The following is an 18,702-nucleotide window of genomic DNA, read 5'->3' as shown; positions in this document are numbered from 1 at the left end:
AGCCTGCTCGCGAAAGGCCGTTACGCGGTCTTACGCCTTGTTACGCTCAATGGAAAAACCAGCCCACGTCTGGCTCACCGGCATCAACTCAAGACTGTTGATGTTGATGTGCGCCGGGGCGTTGAGCACCCAGAAAATGGTGTCGGCGATGTCCTGCGGCTGGATCGGCTCGGCACCGGCGTAGGTCGCGTTGTAGCGCTCCTGATCCCCGGCGAAACGCACCAGCGAAAACTCGCTTTCGCACAGGCCCGGCTCAATGTTGCTGACACGCACGCCCGTGCCCTGCAGGTCGCAGCGCAGGTTCAGGGAGAACTGTTTGACGAACGCCTTGCTCGCGCCATACACATGGCTGCCCGGGTACGGGTAGTTACCGGCGATGGAACCGAGGTTGATGATGCCGGCGCCACGGCCGTGAGCGATCAGGCGCGGCAGCAGCAGGCGAGTGCTGTACATCAGGCCCTTGATGTTGGTGTCGACCATGGTGTCCCAATCATCAAGATCGCACTTCGGTGCAGGGTCCACGCCGAGCGCCAGGCCGGCGTTGTTGATCAGGCCGCGCAGTTTGGCAAAGGACGGCGGCAAGTTGGCAATCGCGTCCTCCATGGCCTTGCGATCACGCACGTCGAGCACCAGCCCATGGACCTCGGTCTGCTTCGACAATTCGGCGCACAGGGCATTGAGGCGCTCTTCACGACGGCCCGTCAGCACCAGTTTCCAGCCAGCCTCGGCAAAACGGCGGGCACAGGCTTCGCCAAAACCGGACGTCGCGCCGGTAATAAACAGGGTGTTGGACATCGTGTTCTCCTTGCTTCGGCTGAGGAACAGCCATTGGAATAGAAAATCAGCTGGCAGCATGCCCGGCCTTGTCGGCAGCGGCAACCACCAGAAACTGTACGAAAAACGACCAACCCCCGCCAGGCCGCGCCTCCCGTGGGTTGCAGCCATGTACGCGCACGTTATCCACAGGCCGGTCCACAGTTTCCGGGGGCAAGTCAAAAAGCTGCAAGCCGCTGTGCACAAGGCTTTGCGGGGAGATTACAAAGTTTTTCGCTTGACCCTGAAGTGTCGGCCGTGTAGCCCAGGGCATTTTGCACGATGGACCGGGTTAACCAACGATGGCGCCAAGCCAGTAACTACGGCCCTCAGCCGAGTCTTTCCAGAGTTTAACCACAGACTTATCCACAGGCTGTCCTTCTCCGGTTTCAGGCCATTTTACCGCCGAGAAAAAGGTTGACATTGACCGGCAGCGGTTCGGCAAAAAGCCCTGATCAAAAAACAATCACTTCTCTGCAAGCCGCGCCGTTAAAGGCCTCCAGCCAGCTACTCCCACGTTATTCACAGCCAGCTCCACAGCAATCGGGGACAAGTCAAAACCGTGACAAAACAACTATTTGCAGCGGCTTTATGTCGCGCTTTGAGAGCTTGGTGAATTTGTTTTCCACAATTTCAGAAACACCCATGACTCACTGTAGGAGCGAGCCTGCTCGCGATGGACGTTAACGATGACGCGTGCTTTCTGAAATAACGCGGCGCTCTCCAGTTCATCGCGAGCAGGCTCGCTCCTACAGGGGGGTTGTGGTGAATCGGGGATGTAAAAAAGCCCCGGCGATCGCTCGTCGGGGCTTGTGTTGTCGCAGCGGAAAATCAGTGCCCGCCGAGGTAAGCGTTACGCACCTCCTCGTTCACCAGCAGCTCCTTGCCGGTGCCTGTCAGGCGGATCTCGCCGTTGACCATCACGTACGCCCGGTCCGACAGTTTCAGCGCATGGTTGGCGTTCTGCTCGACCAGAAAAATGGTCATGCCGGTTTTGGCCAGTTCCCGCAACGTCGCGAAGATCTGTTTCACCACAATCGGCGCCAGCCCCAGGCTCGGCTCATCGAGCAACAGCAGTTTCGGCCGGCTCATCAGCGCACGGGCGATGGCGAGCATTTGCTGCTCGCCGCCGGACATGGTCATGGCCCGCTGGTTGCGCCGCTCTTCGAGCCGCGGAAACAGTTCGAACATGCGCTGCATGTCTTCCTTGGCGTACTTGTCACCGATCGGGATGGTGCCCATCAGCAAGTTTTCCTCGACGGTCATGTCGGGGAATACGCGCCGGCCTTCCGGTGACTGAGCGATGCCGTTGGAAGCGATGTAGTGCGACGATTTATGGGTGATGTCCACGCCCTGATAGAGAATCTGCCCGTCCGCCGCGCGCGGCTGACCGAAGATCGACATCAGCAGGGTCGACTTGCCCGCACCGTTGGAGCCGATCAGGCTGACGGTTTCCCCCTCGTTGATGTGCAGCGAAACATTTTTCAGGGCCTGGATCGGTCCGTAGAACACGTCCAGGTCTTTGAGTTCGAGGATCGGTTGGCTCATAGCACCACTTCCTCTTCATCGGCACCCAGGTAGGCTGCAATCACTTTCGGGTCGTTGCGGATTGCGTCGGGGCCACCCTCGGCGATGACGACGCCGTGGTCCAGCACCACGATGTGGTCGGAAATGCTCATTACCATGCCCATGTCGTGTTCGATCAGCACCACGGTCAGATCGTGCTCGTCGCGCAGCAGCCGGATCATCGCGCTCAGCGCTTCGGTTTCCTGAGGGTTGAGGCCGGCAGCCGGTTCGTCGAGACAGATGATCTGCGGCCGGGTGCACATGGCCCGGGCAATTTCCAGACGGCGTTGCTGGCCGTAGGACAGTTCACCGGCCAGACGGTTGGCGCAGTCCACCAGGTCCACCACTTCCAGCCAGTAGAAGGCGTGGTCCAGGGCGTCGCTTTCAGCCTTGCGGTAGCCCTTGGTATTGAGGATGCCGGCCAGCATGCTGCGGTTGACCCACATGTGTTGGGCCACCAGCAGGTTTTCCAGCACCGACATTTCCTTGAACAGGCGAATGTTCTGGAACGTCCGCGCCAGGCCGGCACGGTTTACCAGGTGCGTACCGCCGAACATCTTGTAATACAGGCGGCTGGCGAACGAAGCCGGGGAGACGAAATCGGTCGGTTTGAATGATTCGCCCAGCAGCTTGATGACGTTGGTCTGCTCGCCGCGGACATTCAGTTCGATCTTGCCGCCGGACGCCTTGTAGAAACCGGTCAGGCAGTTGAACACGGTGGTCTTGCCGGCACCGTTGGGGCCGATCAGGGCGAAAATTGAATTGCGGTGCACCTTCAGGCTCACATCGCTCAACGCCTTGATGCCGCCGAAGTGCATCATCAGCTTCTCGACCGAGAGTACGACTTCGCTCATGGCGCTACTCCTTTACGCGGGGTCACACCGGTACGGCTGATCCGAATCAGGCCGCGCGGTCGCCAGATCATCATCAACACCATCAGGATGCCGAACAGCAGCACGCGGTATTCCGCGAAGCCACGCAGCAGTTCCGGGGCCACGGTCAGCACGAACGCCGCGATGACCACGCCGATGGTCGAGCCCATGCCGCCCAGTACCACGATGGCAAGAATCAGGGCCGATTCGAAAAAAGTGAACGAGGTCGGGTTGACGAACCCCTGGTAAGTGGCGAAGAACACCCCCGCCAGACCTGCCGTCGAGGCACCGATGGTGAACGCCGACAGCTTGACCAGCACGTGGTTCAGGCCCATGGAGCGGCAGGCGATCTCATCTTCGCGCAAGGCTTCCCAGGCGCGGCCGACCGGCATTTTCACCAGACGATGCTTGATGTACAGCACGGCCAGTACCACCAAAAACAACACCGCGTAGATGAAGTAGTACTTCACGTCCGGGTTGTAGGCGATGCCGAAAAACTCATGGAACGGAACACCACCGTCCTTCGCCCGTTTGCCGAACTCGAGGCCGAAGAAGGTGGGCAGTGGCGCAGGCATGCCGTTCGGGCCACCGGTCAGGGTCAGCCAGTTATTGAGGACCAACCGGATGATTTCACCGAAGCCGAGGGTCACGATCGCCAGGTAGTCACCGTGCAGGCGCAACACCGGGAAACCGAGGATGCAACCGGCCAGCCCCGCCGTGATCGCCGCCAGTGGCAGCACCGTCCAGAAACCCAGCCCGAGGTATTGATAACCCAGCGCCAACCCATAGGCGCCGATGGCGTAGAACGCCACGTAACCCAGGTCGAGCAGGCCGGCGAGGCCGACTACGATGTTCAGGCCCAGGCCCAGCAAGACGTAGATCAACCCGAGGATCACCACGCCCAGCAGGTAGGAGTTGGAGAAGAACGGGAACACCACCGCGATGACGATCATCAGCGGGATGATCCAGCGCAGGCGAGATTTGTAATCGGGCGGCAGTACGTGAACGCCGGAGCCAGTGCTTTCAAAGCCTTCAAGGATCTTCAGGCCCTTTGGCGTTTGCAGGAACAGGCTCAGGGCAAAGCGGCCCGCCATGACGATGGCGACAATCCACGCCACACGCGTCGTTTCCAGATTGAAGCCATAGCCGTCGAGGACTACGCCCACAATCGGGCCAAACACAATCAGGGCGACCAGACCGGCAAGAATCGCGTCAACCAGGCTTCTTTTGAGATCAATGGTTTTTTTAGTGGTTGAAGACATCGCTTACACCTTCGACACAAGAGGACGGCCGAGCAGGCCTTGGGGCCGAAAGACCAGAACGAGAACGAGCAGCGAGAAGCTGAAAACGTCTTTGTAGTCCGAGTTGACCAGACCGGAGAACAGCGACTCGGAAATCCCGAGGATGATCCCGCCGAGCATCGCGCCAGGCAGCGAGCCGATCCCGCCGAGTACCGCGGCGGTGAACGCCTTGATGCCGATGACGAAGCCAGCGTAGAAGTCGAACGTGCCGTAGTTCATGGTGATCAGCACGCCGGCCAGGGCCGCCATCGCTGCACCGATGATGAACACGTAGGAAATCACGCGGTCGGTGTTGATCCCCAGGATCGAGGCCATCTTGCGGTCTTGCTGGGTCGCACGGCACATGCGGCCGAGCTTGGTGTACTTGATGACGTAGGTCAGCAGCGCCATGCCGGCGAATGCAGCGACCAGAATGAAGATCTTGGTGTACGTCAGCTGGACGAAGCCGCTGCCGACTTCAACGCGCCATGCACCGGTCAGCAGGGTCGGTACGCCTTGCTGGCGGGCGCCCTGTGCGATCTGTGCATAGTTTTGCAGGATCAGCGAAATACCGATGGCGCTGATCAGCGGTGCCAGTCGGGTGGAGTTACGCAGGGGCTTGTAGGCGACACGCTCGATGACCCAGCCATACACCGCCGTGACGACGATGGTGAAGATTAGTGTGCCAAGCATCAGCAGAGGGAAGGATTCGATACCGAAGTATGCCAGCAGAGCCAGACTGATTGCCGCGAGGTAAGCGGAAATCATGTAAACCTCGCCGTGGGCGAAGTTGATCATGCCGATGATGCCATAGACCATTGTGTAGCCGATGGCGATCAGGCCATAGACCGACCCGAGGGTCAGGCCGTTGACCAGTTGCTGCAGGAAAATACCATCCATAACGCAATCTCACGCATTTGAGAGACTGCACAGAAGCCGGGTGCGACGGACCGGGGTTCAGCCACCCGCGCAACACGGTTGTGTGCAGCTCTACGAGAAAAGACAGGTACTGCACGGACATGTTCTAAGACTGCCCGGCGCATCAGCGCCGGGCAGATCAACAGCTCATATCACTTCTGTTTTTCCAGTTGGTGGTATTTGCCATCCTTGTCCCACTGGTAAACCACGTAGTCGGAGATTTTCAGGTCGCCCTTGGCGTCCCAGGTCTTCTCGCCCATCACGGTTTTAACCGGGTTTTTCTTCAGCCACTCAGCCGCTTTTTCGCCGCTGTTGGACTTGGCGCCATTGAAGGCAGCCGCCAGGGTCTGAACCGAAGCGTAGGCGTACAGGGTGTAGCCTTCAGGCTCGGTACCGGCTTTGCGGAACGCGTCTACCACGGTCTTGCTGTCTGGCAGCAGGCGTGGGTCGGCGCCGAAGGTCATCAGCACGCCGTCGACGTATTGCGGGCCGCCAGCGGTGGTCACCAGTTCGTCGGTCACGATGCCGTCGTCGGACATGAACTTCACGTCTTTCAGGCCTTCGGTACGCAGTTGTTTGACCAGTGGACCGGCTTCCGGGTGCAGGCCGCCGAAGTAGACCACGTCGGCACCGGCCGCACGGATCTTGGTGACCACGGCGCTGAAGTCTTTCTCGCCACGGGTCAGGCCTTCGTACAGCACCGGCGTTACGCCGCGCTTGACCAGTTGTGCCTTGGTGGCATCCGCCAGGCCCTGGCCGTAGGTGTCCTTGTCGTGCAGCACGGCCACTTTCTTGCCTTTGAGCACGTCGACGATGTAGTCGCCGGCGACGATGCCCTGCTGGTCGTCACGACCGCACATACGGAACATGGCGCTCAGGCCGCGTTCGGTAACCTGTGGGTTGGTGGAGCCCGGAGTGATTGCGATGATGCCCGCTTCGTCGTAGATCTCGGAGGCCGGGATGGTCGACGAGGAGCAGAAGTGACCGACCACGCCGGCAACTTTCTGGTTGGTCAGGTCCTTGGCGACCGTCACAGCCTGTTTCGGTTCGCAGGCGTCATCGCCCTTGACCAGTACGATTTTTTCCCCGTTCACGCCGCCCGCTGCGTTGACCGCATCGGCCGCTGCCTGTGCACCCTTCATGTACTGCTCGCCAAATGCCGCGTTGGCGCCAGTCATTGGACCTGCCACACCGATTTTCACATCAGCTTGTGCAAACGCAGAAACACCCAACGCAGTTGCCACTGCGAGGGCCAGAAAGCCTTTCTTGTAAAACGTCTGGGACATGAGGTGGTGCTCCAAGGTTTTTTTTAGTTGGCACTGCGACTTCCTGAATGCTCAGAGCAAGGGCCGTGCCATCGGTTTTTTATTCTGAAAAAAGTCGCTGCTTTATTGTTATTTCGACTGTTTCGATCCCATTTTCATTGGGCGTGCAACCGTCTAAACCGCGGGAGGTAAAACCATTTATTTTCAAAGGCGCAACCCGCGTGCGCCATCATTGCAACCGCGGCGCCAAACGACGTGCAACCAGCCTGTAACAACGTGCGTCACCGAAGTGCACACTGCTGGTGCGGTACTGCTACAACCCGCACCTTTTACAGGCTAGTCGCTGCGCCGAAAAGCGCCGCTTCCAGCAACAAATTTCAACAATCAGATAACGATCCGCAGGCACTGGCCTGCGTGATACAGCGAAAAACCCGCCTCGTACAGACAACTGCGCAAACCCACTCCGGCCAGTGGCTGCATGGGGGCGAAGGGAATCGGCAGTGCCTGAGGATTTCCGTTACACAAATAATCGGCAAAGGCCTTGCCGACCACTGTACCCGTCGTCACACCCCGGCCGTTGTAACCGGTGACTGCCACTAAACCGGGCGCCGGTTCGAACAGGCGCATCAAGTGATCCGGGGTGAAAGCGATGCAACCCGTCCAGGTGCATTCCCATTCCACGGGTTTGAGGTACGGGAAATAGTGCTGCTGAACCCGATCGGCCCAGGCTTTCAGGAACCAGGTCGGCTTCTGATTGCCATTACCGAGACTGCCGAGCAACAGACGACCGTCCTTGTCACGACGAATGCTGCTGAGCACCTGACGGGTGTCCCAGGAACCCTGGCCACCGGGCAGGATTTGCTGCGCCGCCTCTTCGGTGAGCGGCACCGAAGCCACCTGATAGTAATAACCGGGAAAGAAATTGCGCCGCAGCTCGGTCCAGTCGCCTTCGGTGTAGGCGTTGGAGGCAATCACCACCTGCTCGGCCAGCACCGAACCTTGCGCCGTCTGCACCGACCAGCGTTGGCCCTGACGCTCGAGTCGCGTCACCGGAGAGTGATCGAACAGCTGACCACCCAGACCGATGGCCGCCTTGGCCAGCCCCGTGGTGTAGGCCATCGGATTGATGGTGCCGGCGCGTCGGTCGAGCAACGCGGCGGCGATTTTTTTGGTGCCGGTGGCCTGTTCGCAGGCTTGGCCGGTCAATAACTCCACCGGCGCGCCGCGGCGTTTCCACTGTTCTTCACGACTGCGCAGGTCCGCTTCGCCACGGGCGTTGTGCGCCATGTGCAGCGTGCCTTCGCGGCGTAACTGGCAATCGATGTTGTATTTGTCCACCAGGCTGAACACCAGCGCCGGTGCCGCCCCCAGCATGCGATTGAGCTGGCTGCCGACCGCTTCGCCGAAACCGGCTTCGATCTCATCCGGTGGAATCCACATGCCGGCGTTGACCAGCCCGACGTTGCGCCCGGAACCGCCGTGGCCGGCGCGATGGGCTTCCAGCACACACACCGTTTTGCCTTGTTCCAGCAAATGCACCGCCGCCGACAGTCCGGTAAAACCGGCGCCGATGACGCAGACATCGACCTTGACTTCACCCTTGAGCGCCGCGTTATCGGGCCTTTGCGGCGTCAGTTTTTCCCACAGACACTCTTCGCGTAACGGCATTGCCAGACTCCAACAGAAACCTAACCAACACACCATTCAATTGTGGGAGCGAGCCTGCTCGCGATAGCGCCGGCACATCAAGTATCGATGTGACCGGTAAACCGCTATCGCGAGCAGGCTCGCTCCCACAGGGGATCACTGTTTTACCGAGGTTCAGTCGAACGTAATGCCCTGCGCCAACGGCAACTCCAGCGAGTAGTTCACGGTGTTGGTCTGGCGACGCATGTAGCCGCGCCATGCATCGGAGCCCGATTCACGACCACCGCCGGTTTCTTTCTCGCCACCAAACGCGCCGCCGATTTCCGCACCGCTCGGGCCGATGTTGACGTTGGCGATGCCGCAGTCGCTGCCCACGGCCGACATGAATTGCTCGGCTTCACGCACGTCGGTGGTGAAGATGCACGAAGACAGGCCTTGTGGCACCGAGTTGTTCAAGCGCAGGGCTTCGGCGAAGTCGGTGTAACCCACCACATACAGGATCGGTGCGAAGGTTTCGTCGCGGACCACGTCGCTCTGCTCCGGCATTTCAACAATGGCCGGCGAGACGTAGTAAGCGTTCGGGTATTTGTCTTCCAGCTGACGCTTGCCGCCAAACACCCGGCCGCCTTCGCTCAAGGCTTGTTCCAGGGCGTCCTGCATGTTGTCGAAGCTGTGTTTGTCGATCAGCGGGCCGATCAGGTTGCCTTCCAGCGGGTTGCCGATACGCACTTTCGAATAGGCGGCTTTCAGGCGGGTGACGATCTCTTCTTTCACCGACTCATGGGCAATCAGGCGGCGCAAGGTGGTGCAGCGCTGGCCGGCGGTGCCGACGGCGCTGAACAGGATCGCGCGAACGGCCATGTCCAGGTCGGCGCTTGGGCCGAGGATCATCGCGTTGTTGCCGCCCAGCTCGAGGATGCTGCGGGCGAAGCGTGCGGCGATTTTCGGCGCCACTTCGCGGCCCATGCGGGTGCTGCCGGTGGCGCTGATCAGCGCGACGCGCGGGTCATCGACCAGGGCTTCGCCGGCATCGCGGCCGCCGATGATGACCTGGCTCAGGTGTGGCGGCGCGTCGCTGAAGTTCTTCAGTACACGGTCGAACAGCGCCTGGCAGGCCAGTGCGGTCAACGGGGTTTTTTCCGACGGTTTCCAGATCACCGGGTTGCCGCAGACCAGCGCCAGCGTGGTGTTCCAGGCCCAGACGGCCACCGGGAAGTTGAACGCGCTGATCACGCCAACGATGCCCAGCGGGTGCCAGGTTTCGCGCATGTGGTGGCCAGGACGCTCGGAAGCGATGGTCAAGCCGTACAGCTGACGGGACAGGCCGACAGCGAAGTCGCAGATGTCGATCATTTCCTGAACTTCACCCAGGCCTTCCTGAGTGATCTTGCCCGCTTCCCAGGACACCAGTTCGCCGAGATCAGCCTTGTATTCGCGCAGGATGTCGCCCAGTTGACGCACCAGTTCGCCACGGCGCGGCGCCGGGACCTTGCGCCACAACTCGAACGCATGATCTGCGCGACTGATGTGCTGCTCGACTTCAGCGGCGCCTTCCCAGTTCACGGAGGCGATCTTGCTACCATCGATCGGCGAATGCACCGGCACTTTGCCGTTCTGGTACAGGGCCGGGTTTACACCAAGACGATCAAGCAATGCGGCAACCATGGGTCACTCCTCAAGCAAAAAACAGAAAACGTGCAGCCGGAAAATCACGACTGATCAGGCCTGTAGTTTTAGCTCGCCGGAGGTTACCCAACAAACGACCTTTAAGAGAGATATCATTCCGTTTATTCATGCTGCGAATTGCTGGTCAGTAAGAAACAAGAAAAAGGACAACCCATGCTGAATAAACGTTACCTGCCGTCGATCACCGCACTGCAGTGTTTCGAGGCCGTGACCCGGCATTTGAGCTTCACGCGGGCCGCCGAAGAGCTGAACCTGACTCAGAGCGCAGTCAGCAAACAGGTGGCGCAACTGGAAGAGTTGCTGCAGCACCTGCTGTTCCGTCGGGTGCGTCGACGCCTGCAAATGACCCCGGCCGGTGATTTGTACCTGGTTGAAGTCCGAAAAATCCTCACCCAAGTCGAGATGTCGACCCATTACCTGCGGTCCTACGGCGGCGAAACCGAAGTCCTGCGCGTCTCGACACCGCCGACCTTTGGCGCCCGTTGGCTGGTGCCGCGCCTGAAAGGCTGGCGCCTGCGTCATCCATCGATCCATCTGGACCTGTGCAGCGAGCAGGAAGCCGATGACCTGCTGCAAGGTCGCAGCGACCTGGCGTTCTATTTCGGTCAGGGCTCACGGCCTCGCACCGAATGCCTGAAGCTGTTCGGCGAAGAACTGGTTCCGGTGTGCGCCCCAAGCAGCCTGCCCGCCACGCCGCTGACCGATCCGACCCAGCTCACCGACCTGGTCCTGCTGCAGAACGCTTCCCGGCCCCAGGCCTGGCATGACTGGTTCGACAGCCAGGGTTACCACACCGAACACAGCTACCACGGCCCGCGCTTCGAAACCTTTTACATGTGCATCCGCGCCGCGCAGGTCGGCTGCGGTGTGGCGTTGTTGCCGCGGTTTCTGGTGGAAGAGGAATTGGCTGACGGCAAACTGGTCATTCCCTGGCAGCATGCGATGCCCAGCTCCGACGCCTATTACCTGGCGTACCCGGAACATTCGGCGGAAGTGCCCAAGGTGCGGGATTTTGTGAAGTGGATGCTGGAGCAGATCGATAGCCCGGACATGCCGCAAACCTGAACCTCACCCAATCCCTGTGGGACCGAGCCTGCTCGGGAAGGCGGCGGCACATTCAGTATCCAGCCGGCTGACACACCGCTTCGCGAGCAGGCTCGCTCCTACAGGGGATCTCCGGCGATCAAGAAATCTCTGGCAATAAGCCCCACCGATATGCGCCACTACCCGTATTCAATGTGGAGAACCCCCGTTATGAGCGAGAGTGTGTTTGCCGATCGCATCGTGCAGAACCTGCTCGACACCGATTTCTACAAACTGACGATGATGCAGGCGGTGCTGCACAACTACCCGAACGTGGAAGTCGAATGGGAGTTTCGTTGCCGGAACAGTGAAGACCTGCGCCCTTATCTGGCGGAGATCCGCGTGCAGATCGAGCGCCTGGCCGAGTTGAGCCTGAGCGCCGACCAGCTGAGTTTCATGGAGCGCATCAGCTTCATGAAGCCGGACTTCCTGCGTTTTCTCGGGTTGTTCCGCTTCAACCTGCGCTACGTCCACACCGGCATCGAAAACGGTGAGCTGTTCATACGCCTGCGCGGGCCGTGGCTGCATGTGATCCTGTTCGAAGTGCCGTTGCTGTCGATCGTCAGCGAAGTGCGCAACCGCTATCGCTACCAGGACATCGTGCTGGAACAGGCTCGCGAGCAGCTCTACCGCAAGTTCGACTGGCTGACGGCCAACGCCAGCAGCGACGAATTGTCCGAATTGCAGGTAGCCGATTTCGGCACCCGTCGTCGCTTTTCATACCGCGTGCAGGAAGAAGTGGTGAACGTGCTCAAGCACGATTTCCCCGGGCGCTTCGTCGGCACCAGCAACGTGCATTTGTCCCGGGAACTGGACATGAAACCCTTGGGCACCATGGCCCACGAGTGGATCATGGCACACCAGCAACTCGGCCCGCGCCTGATCGACAGCCAGATCGCCGCCCTCGATTGCTGGGTCCGCGAGTACCGTGGCCTGTTGGGGATCGCCCTGACCGATTGCATCACCATGGATGCCTTCCTCGGCGACTTCGACCTGTTCTTCGCCAAACTTTTCGACGGCCTGCGCCATGACTCCGGGGACCCGGTGATCTGGGCGGAAAAAGCGATCGCCCACTATCAAAAGCTAGGCATCGACCCGATGAGCAAGACCCTGACCTTCTCCGACAGCCTGACGCTGCCCAGGGCGCTGGAGATCTTTCGTGCCTTGCGCGGTCGGATCAATGTCAGCTTCGGCATTGGCACCAACCTGACGTGCGATATTCCGGGTGTCGAACCGATGAGCATCGTGCTTAAAATGGCGGCCTGCAACGGCCAGCCGGTGGCGAAGATCTCCGACGAGCCTGGCAAGACTCACTGCAAAGACCCGAATTTCGTCGCTTACTTGCGACACGTTTTCAAAGTACCTGCCGACCCTTCCAGCACATCAAGCAAGGAGTGAATTCATGCAAGCCGTACAGCGTGAGATTGCTGAGCAGCTCAATGTTCAACCGCCATTCGCGAACAAGGCCGCCCTCGAGGCGGAAGTCGCCCGGCGCATTACCTTCATTCAGGATTGCCTGGTCAATTCCGGGCTCAAGACCCTGGTGCTCGGCATCAGCGGTGGCGTCGACTCGTTGACCGCCGGCCTTCTGGCCCAGCGTGCCATGCGTGAATTGCGCACCCGCACCGGTGACGACAACTACAAGTTCATCGCCGTGCGCCTGCCGTACGAAACCCAGTTCGATGAACACGACGCCCAGGCCTCGGTGGATTTCATCCAGCCCGACGAGCGTCACACCGTGAACATCGGCCCGGCGGTGAAGTCCCTGGCCAATGAAGTGGCGGCCTTCGAAGGCAAGCACGCGGTCTCGGTGGATTTCGTTCTCGGCAATACCAAGGCGCGGATGCGCATGGTTGCCCAGTACACCATCGCCGGCGCAGCCCATGGCCTGGTGATCGGTACCGATCACGCGGCGGAAGCGGTGATGGGTTTCTTCACCAAGTTCGGTGACGGCGCCTGCGACCTGGCACCGTTGAGCGGCCTGGTAAAAAACCAGGTCCGGGCCATCGCCCGCAGCTTCGGCGCGCCGGAATCGCTGGTGGAAAAAGTCCCGACGGCCGACCTTGAAGACCTGTCGCCAGGCAAACCGGACGAAGCGTCCCATGGCGTGACCTATGCCGAGATCGACGCGTTCCTGCATGGCCAGCCGGTGCGTGAGGAAGCGTTCAAGATCATCTGCGACACGTACAGGAAGACCCATCACAAGCGGGTGATGCCTTTCGCCCCATAAGAGTCGGGTGATCTTAACCGCCACCATCGCGAGCAGGTACAGCGCAGTTCCTGTGGGAGCGAGCCTGCTCGCGATGAACGATGACTCGGTCAAACGCCAGACACAAAAAAAGCGTCCCAAGTGGACGCTTTTTTTGTGCGCGCGATTCGCTTACTTCAGGGTAACCGTGCCTTTCATCATCGAGATGTGGCCCGGGAACGAGCAGAAGAAGCCGTATTTCTCGGCCGCATCCAGCTTCGACACATCGAAGGTCACCGAGTCGGTTTCCTTGGCGCCGATGATTTTGGTGTGCGCGATCACGCGGGCATCACCTTCTTTCAGGTAGTTTTTGTCGATACCGGCAGACAGGCCGTCGGTGGCGATCGGCTGCATGTCAGCTTCTTTACTCAGGACCCAGTTATGGCCCATCACGTTTTTCGGCAGGTTGCCGGAGTGGGTCAGCTCGACGGTGAACGTCTTGCAGCTTTTGTCGATTTCAATGGCCTTGGTGTTGAAGGCCATTTGGTCTGTGGAGTCGATGGTCGTTTTGCACTCGGCAGCCATCAATTGGCTGCTGGCCAGTGTCAGCAGGGATACCGCAACAAGTTTGGCAAACATGGTGAATCTCCAAGGCAGGGTTATCAAAAGTGCGAATGGACAGAAGACTGCCTGAAAACTTCGCAAGTTCCTATGACCTGAATCAAAAATTGTATACAACTTTCGGGCTATGACACCCATCGAAACAAACTACCAGCCAGACGTCTAGGGCGGCCTTATCATCAGGCCGTCATCACTTATCCGGAGCGTCTGTCATGTCCATCAACAGCTTTTTGTGCAGTTTGCTCGCCGCTTACGCCTGTGGCGCCAGTGGCACCTGTGAAACGTCCCGGCGCGAAGTCTAGACCTTGGATCGCCGCGCCGCTGCCTTTACTCTGTGGCCATCCTGACCATGGAGTAAGGCATGTCTTTAGCATCCGTTTGTGTATTTTGTGGTGCCAGCACGGGCACCCACCCGGCTTATCGCGAAGCGGCGATTGCCCTCGGACGAGCGTTGGCCGAGCGCAAGCTGACGCTGGTCTATGGCGGCGGAGCCGTCGGGCTGATGGGCATCGTGGCCGACGCGGCCCTGGCGGCTGGCGGTGAAGTGATCGGCATCATCCCGCAAAGCCTCAAGGACAAGGAAATCGGCCACAGCGGCCTGACGCGCCTGGAGGTGGTCGACGGCATGCATGCGCGCAAGGCGCGGATGGCTGAACTCAGCGACGCGTTCATCGCACTGCCCGGTGGCCTGGGCACCCTGGAAGAACTGTTCGAAGTCTGGACCTGGGGTCAGCTGGGCTACCACGGCAAACCGCTGGGGCTGCTGGAAGTGAACGGTTTCTACAGCAAGTTGACCGGTTTTCTTGATCATATCGTCGGCGAAGGCTTCGTTCGCGAAGCACACCGTGACATGCTGCAAGTGAGCGAATCGCCGCAAACCCTGCTCGATGCCCTGGACGCCTGGCAGCCGACCGTGGCGCCGAAGTGGACCGGGCAAAAACCCAGCTAACGGCTCGGCACCGATACAGGGCAGAATATGCGCCGCTCAACCTCACCTTCGACCCCAGAGGATCGCCCATGGCTAAACCTAATTATTCCTTCGCCAAACGTCAGAGAGACTTGGCCAAGGAGCAGAAGAAAGAGGAAAAGCTTCAGCGCAAGAAAGCTTCAGCTGAAGAAGACGCCGCCGCACTGAACCCGGAAACAGACGGTGAAGTGACCGCAGAAAGTGATGTTGATGCACCGAAAGATCAGGCGCCCGACGCCTGAGACCCTCAGGGCCCGATGATCTGATCAGGCCCACCGGATCTGTGTCCCGTGTAGGAGCGAGCTTGCTCGCGAAGATATCGAAGACAGCGCGTTTGTCCAGACAGGACGCGTCATCGTTGACGTCCATCGCGAGCAGGCTCGCTCCTACAGGGTGGATCTTTGTTATTCCAGTGGCATCACGGTAACGCGGACTTCCGGGTCGTGATTACCGCCCCCCAGAATCACCCCCCGCAACGGCGAAACATCAGAGAAATCCCGGCCCCAGGCCAGGGTGATGTGTTCGAGTGCCGGCTGCACATTGTTGGTCGGATCGAAATCCACCCAGCCCAGCACCGGGCAAAACACCGAAACCCAGGCATGGGAGGCGTCTGCTCCGATCAATCGCGGCTGCCCCGGTGGCGGCTGAGTCAGCAGATACCCACTGATGTAACGCGCCGCCAACCCGCGAGAGCGCACACACGCGAGCATCAGGTGCGCAAAGTCCTGGCACACCCCGCGTCGACGCTCCAGCACTTCAACCAGCGGTGTCGCCACCTGGGTGGCCTCGGCATCGAAGGTGAACTCGCTGAAAATCCTCTCCATCAACGCCTGGACGCCGAGCAACAGCGGCCGCCCCACCGGGAAACAGCTTTCCGAGAACTCGACGAAATTGCGCTTCAGATGCACATAGGGCGATTCGAACCGGTAACGGCACGCCTCGAGCACGTCGGGCGAAAGCGGTTGGCTGCTATAGGTCAGTGCATTGCGGGTTTCTTCCCAGGCCGGTGACTGATTGAAATCCAGCACCGGCCGGGGCAGCACCTCGACCGTGAGGCTGGCATTGACCAGCAATTCATCGTGCGGCCGCTCGAACGCCAGCCGGGTCAGCGGATTGCCGAACACATCCAGCTCGTCGCGCCGCGCCGTCGGGTCCGGACTGATCTGCAATTCGCGGGCAGAACAGCGCTGCCAGGCACAGGGCCGAGGCCACAGGTGCGCCAGTTGCTGCGCCAGCGACACCGGGCTGTCGTAGTGATAATGGGTGTCGTGGAAAATCTGGTAATGGGCGCTCATCAGACGGACACCGTACGCTGGCTGACATCATCGACATGGGCGAAATGGCGCAAGGCCAGACGATCCGAGACTTGCCCACTCGCATCAGCGATCTCTTGCAGCAAGTCGGCCAGACCATTGATGGCGGCACGGACACTGGCTTCACCGAACAGGGAATTCTCCAGGCAACCGAGGTCGAAGCGCGCCAGGCGCTCTACCAACAACGGCAGACCGGCTTCGCGGGGCACGCCGAAATCGTCGTTCAAGCGCTTGAGGGTGCGGGTCACCAGCTTCAGCTGGAACAGCACCGCGTGCGGGTTCTGCTCGTCGAGCAGCAGCAAGTCCAGCACCGGGATCAACTGCGCTACCGCCAAGTACCGCGAGCGGTAGGTGATGCTGCTGTTGCCCAGCTCCAGCAGCCATTCCAGCCCGGCCTGATCAAAAGCGCCGCTGCCCCGCAAAAATGCCGCGAGGCTGCCGCTGAGAAATTGCAGGCGTTCGATCCGCCGGCCGATCATCAGGAAACGCCAGCCTTCGTCCCGGGTCATGTCGTCGAGGGCGAAACCGGACAGCGCCGCCAGCGACATCACCAGACGGTTGAGAAAATCCAGCAGCTCGCCGAAATCCGGCTCTTCGGTTTCCAGCTCGATGGCTTCACGCTGCAATTCCACCAGTGCCTGCCAGTTTTCCCGCGAGAGCTTGCCGCGCACCTGCGAAGCCGCCCACTGCAAGCGCTGCAGGTTGGAGCGCAGGCTGAACGGCCAGTCATCGCCGAGCAACGCCGCCAGCAGCCGCTCCGGCAGTTCACCTTCATCGGGCAACAGCATCAGCCGTTCACCCAGATCGACCGCGGCCTCCAGGGCTTGCGGGTCGTCGCCATCGACATAACGCGCCAGCATGATCCGCAGCAACCGCGCACTGTCATCGCAGCGCTCGCAGTAGCGGCCGAACCAGAACAGATTTTCCACCACCCGCGACGGCAGGTACGGATCGCGCCGCACCAGGTCGTGCACACCGATGTTGCGCTGGGCTTTCCATTGCTCGCCGCTCGGTGGACGATCCCCGAGTACCCAGGTGTCCTTGCTCGCGCCGCCCCGTTGCATCGACACCACTTCGGCATCGGCCTCGGCGGCCACGCGGGTCAGACCGCCGGGCAGCACCCGGTAGCCGTCACGGCTGGCCACCGCATACACCCGCATGCCGATGGCCCGGGGCTGCAACTGACCGTCCTCGGCCTGCCAGATCGGCGCCTGGGACAATTGCGCGAGTTCTTGCGCGACATACGCGTAAGGCCGGGCCTGCATGCGTTCGGCGAGGGCCTGGCGCTGTTTTTCACTCAAATCACGGCCAAATACAGGAGCGAAGCTCTGGGACGGAAACGCCGGTTTGATCAGCAGCTCCGGGAGTTTTTCCAGGGCCTGGGCCAGCACCGGCGCTTCACCGCACCACCAGGTGGCGATAGAGGGAAGGATCAGGTCTTCGCCGAACAGGAATTGATTGATCTTCGGCAGGAAACCCAGCAACCCCGGCGATTCCAGCACGCCGCTGCCCAGCGCGTTGGCCACCAGCACCCGCCCCTGCCGCACGGCTTCGAGCAACCCCGGAACGCCGAGCGCCGAGTCGGTGCGCAGTTCCAGCGGGTCGCAGAAGTCGTCGTCGAGCCGACGCATGATCGCGTGGACCCGGCGCAGGCCGCTCAGGGTTTTCAGGTAGACCGTGGCATCGCGCACCGTGAGGTCGCCGCCCTCCACCAGCGGATAACCGAGCTGCCGCGCCAGGTACAGATGTTCGAAATAGCTTTCGTTGAAACGCCCCGGTGTCAGCAGCACCACCAACGGCACTTCATCGTCGCTGGGCGCTTGCCGGGCCAGGGTTTCCTGAAGCGTGCGGAAAAAACCGGCCAGATGCTGCACCTTCAAGTCGCGGTACAACTCGGGAAAAGCCCGGGACACGATCGTGCGATTTTCCAATGCGTAACCGGCGCCGGACGGCGCTTGCGTGCGATCGGCCGTTACCCACCAGCGGCCGTCCGGCGTACGCGCCAGGTCCACGGCATACAGATGCAGAAAAGCCCCGTCGGGCGGCGCGATGCCCTGACAAGGCCAGAGAAAATTGTTGTGGCCGAATACCAGCTCAGCCGGCAGCAGCCCCTCAGCGATCAACCGTTGCGGGCCGTACAAGTCCGCCAGCACGGCATTCAACAGTCGAGCCCGCTGGGCGATGCCGGCGGACAAGTGCTCCCATTCATCCGCAGCGATCACGTGTGGCAGCAGGTCCAGCTCCCACGGCCGGTCGGCGCCCTTGGGGTCGGCGTAGACGTTGTAGGTCACGCCGTTTTCCTGGATTTGCCGGGTCAGCAGTGCCTGACGCTGCACCAGCTGCGCGGGCGTGCTGCGTTGCAACTGGTCGAACAGCCGCTGCCAATGCGGGCGCACGGCACCGCTGTCGTCGAGCAGTTCGTGATAAGTGCCCGCCGTCAGCGGGTAGCGGTCTAGCAGGTCAGGCATGGAAAGCTCGGCAGA

General features: G+C 60.6%; 16 protein-coding genes. 5 read left to right on the top strand and 11 right to left on the bottom strand.

Annotation, left to right across the window (positions count from 1 at the left end; all coding sequences use genetic code 11):
• Positions 1-30: 30 nt before the first annotated feature.
• The 8 genes from ACF6ZU_RS15510 to ACF6ZU_RS15475 form a co-directional block, all read right to left on the bottom strand.
• Positions 31-795, bottom strand: coding sequence for an SDR family oxidoreductase (locus ACF6ZU_RS15510; RefSeq protein WP_392885046.1), 765 nt, complete (start codon positions 793-795; stop codon positions 31-33).
• A gap of 849 nt (positions 796-1,644) precedes the next feature.
• Positions 1,645-2,361: an ABC transporter ATP-binding protein gene (locus ACF6ZU_RS15505; RefSeq protein ID WP_392885045.1), complete on the bottom strand. Its 717-nt coding sequence runs from the start codon at positions 2,359-2,361 to the stop codon at positions 1,645-1,647.
• Positions 2,358-3,233, bottom strand: coding sequence for an ABC transporter ATP-binding protein (locus ACF6ZU_RS15500; protein WP_392885044.1), 876 nt, complete (start codon positions 3,231-3,233; stop codon positions 2,358-2,360). Before ACF6ZU_RS15500 ends, ACF6ZU_RS15505 begins: the two co-directional genes overlap by 4 nt.
• The gene (livM, locus tag ACF6ZU_RS15495) at positions 3,230-4,513 is read right to left on the bottom strand and encodes a high-affinity branched-chain amino acid ABC transporter permease LivM (protein WP_392885043.1); all 1,284 of its coding nucleotides are present in this window, start codon (positions 4,511-4,513) and stop codon (positions 3,230-3,232) included. Before livM ends, ACF6ZU_RS15500 begins: the two co-directional genes overlap by 4 nt.
• A gap of 3 nt (positions 4,514-4,516) precedes the next feature.
• A complete protein-coding gene (locus ACF6ZU_RS15490) occupies positions 4,517-5,431 on the bottom strand; it encodes a branched-chain amino acid ABC transporter permease LivH (RefSeq protein ID WP_392885042.1) in 915 nt (304 codons plus the stop codon).
• Positions 5,432-5,601: 170 nt separating this feature from the next.
• A complete protein-coding gene (locus ACF6ZU_RS15485; protein ID WP_392885041.1) occupies positions 5,602-6,735 on the bottom strand; it encodes an ABC transporter substrate-binding protein in 1,134 nt (377 codons plus the stop codon).
• 363 nt (positions 6,736-7,098) lie between these two features.
• Positions 7,099-8,382 carry an NAD(P)/FAD-dependent oxidoreductase gene (locus ACF6ZU_RS15480; protein ID WP_392885040.1) on the bottom strand — a complete coding sequence of 428 codons (1,284 nt, stop codon included), beginning with the start codon at positions 8,380-8,382 and terminating at the stop codon, positions 7,099-7,101.
• Between the two features lie 153 nt (positions 8,383-8,535).
• The gene (locus ACF6ZU_RS15475; protein ID WP_392885039.1) at positions 8,536-10,026 is read right to left on the bottom strand and encodes an aldehyde dehydrogenase family protein; all 1,491 of its coding nucleotides are present in this window, start codon (positions 10,024-10,026) and stop codon (positions 8,536-8,538) included.
• A gap of 174 nt (positions 10,027-10,200) precedes the next feature.
• Between ACF6ZU_RS15475 and ACF6ZU_RS15470 the strand changes: the two genes are divergently transcribed.
• The 3 genes from ACF6ZU_RS15470 (at position 10,201) to nadE (ending at position 13,360) form a co-directional block, all read left to right on the top strand.
• Positions 10,201-11,112: a LysR family transcriptional regulator gene (locus ACF6ZU_RS15470; RefSeq protein ID WP_392885038.1), complete on the top strand. Its 912-nt coding sequence runs from the start codon at positions 10,201-10,203 to the stop codon at positions 11,110-11,112.
• A 189-nt stretch (positions 11,113-11,301) separates the two neighbouring features.
• Entirely contained in the window at positions 11,302-12,528 is a 1,227-nt protein-coding gene (pncB, locus tag ACF6ZU_RS15465) for a nicotinate phosphoribosyltransferase (RefSeq protein WP_392885037.1), read from the top strand.
• 4 nt (positions 12,529-12,532) lie between these two features.
• The gene (gene nadE / locus ACF6ZU_RS15460) at positions 12,533-13,360 is read left to right on the top strand and encodes an ammonia-dependent NAD(+) synthetase (RefSeq protein ID WP_392885036.1); all 828 of its coding nucleotides are present in this window, start codon (positions 12,533-12,535) and stop codon (positions 13,358-13,360) included.
• 150 nt (positions 13,361-13,510) lie between these two features.
• Here nadE and azu read toward each other — a convergent pair whose 3' ends face one another.
• A complete protein-coding gene (azu, locus tag ACF6ZU_RS15455) occupies positions 13,511-13,957 on the bottom strand; it encodes an azurin (protein WP_392885035.1) in 447 nt (148 codons plus the stop codon).
• A 343-nt stretch (positions 13,958-14,300) separates the two neighbouring features.
• Between azu and ACF6ZU_RS15450 the strand changes: the two genes are divergently transcribed.
• The gene (locus ACF6ZU_RS15450; protein WP_392885034.1) at positions 14,301-14,888 is read left to right on the top strand and encodes a TIGR00730 family Rossman fold protein; all 588 of its coding nucleotides are present in this window, start codon (positions 14,301-14,303) and stop codon (positions 14,886-14,888) included.
• A 68-nt stretch (positions 14,889-14,956) separates the two neighbouring features.
• On the top strand, positions 14,957-15,148 hold the full coding sequence (locus ACF6ZU_RS15445; protein WP_392885033.1) for a hypothetical protein: 192 nt from the start codon (positions 14,957-14,959) through the stop codon (positions 15,146-15,148).
• Positions 15,149-15,310: 162 nt separating this feature from the next.
• Here ACF6ZU_RS15445 and ACF6ZU_RS15440 read toward each other — a convergent pair whose 3' ends face one another.
• The gene (locus ACF6ZU_RS15440; RefSeq protein WP_392885032.1) at positions 15,311-16,201 is read right to left on the bottom strand and encodes a transglutaminase N-terminal domain-containing protein; all 891 of its coding nucleotides are present in this window, start codon (positions 16,199-16,201) and stop codon (positions 15,311-15,313) included.
• Positions 16,201-18,687, bottom strand: coding sequence for a circularly permuted type 2 ATP-grasp protein (locus ACF6ZU_RS15435; RefSeq protein WP_392885031.1), 2,487 nt, complete (start codon positions 18,685-18,687; stop codon positions 16,201-16,203). Before ACF6ZU_RS15435 ends, ACF6ZU_RS15440 begins: the two co-directional genes overlap by 1 nt.
• Positions 18,688-18,702: the final 15 nt, after the last annotated feature.

It is taken from the genome of Pseudomonas migulae (genome assembly GCF_043225285.1).
Taxonomy (GTDB): domain Bacteria; phylum Pseudomonadota; class Gammaproteobacteria; order Pseudomonadales; family Pseudomonadaceae; genus Aquipseudomonas; species Aquipseudomonas migulae_C.
Note: the sequence above shows the minus strand (reverse complement) of the source record. Positions and strands in the feature narration are given on the sequence as shown.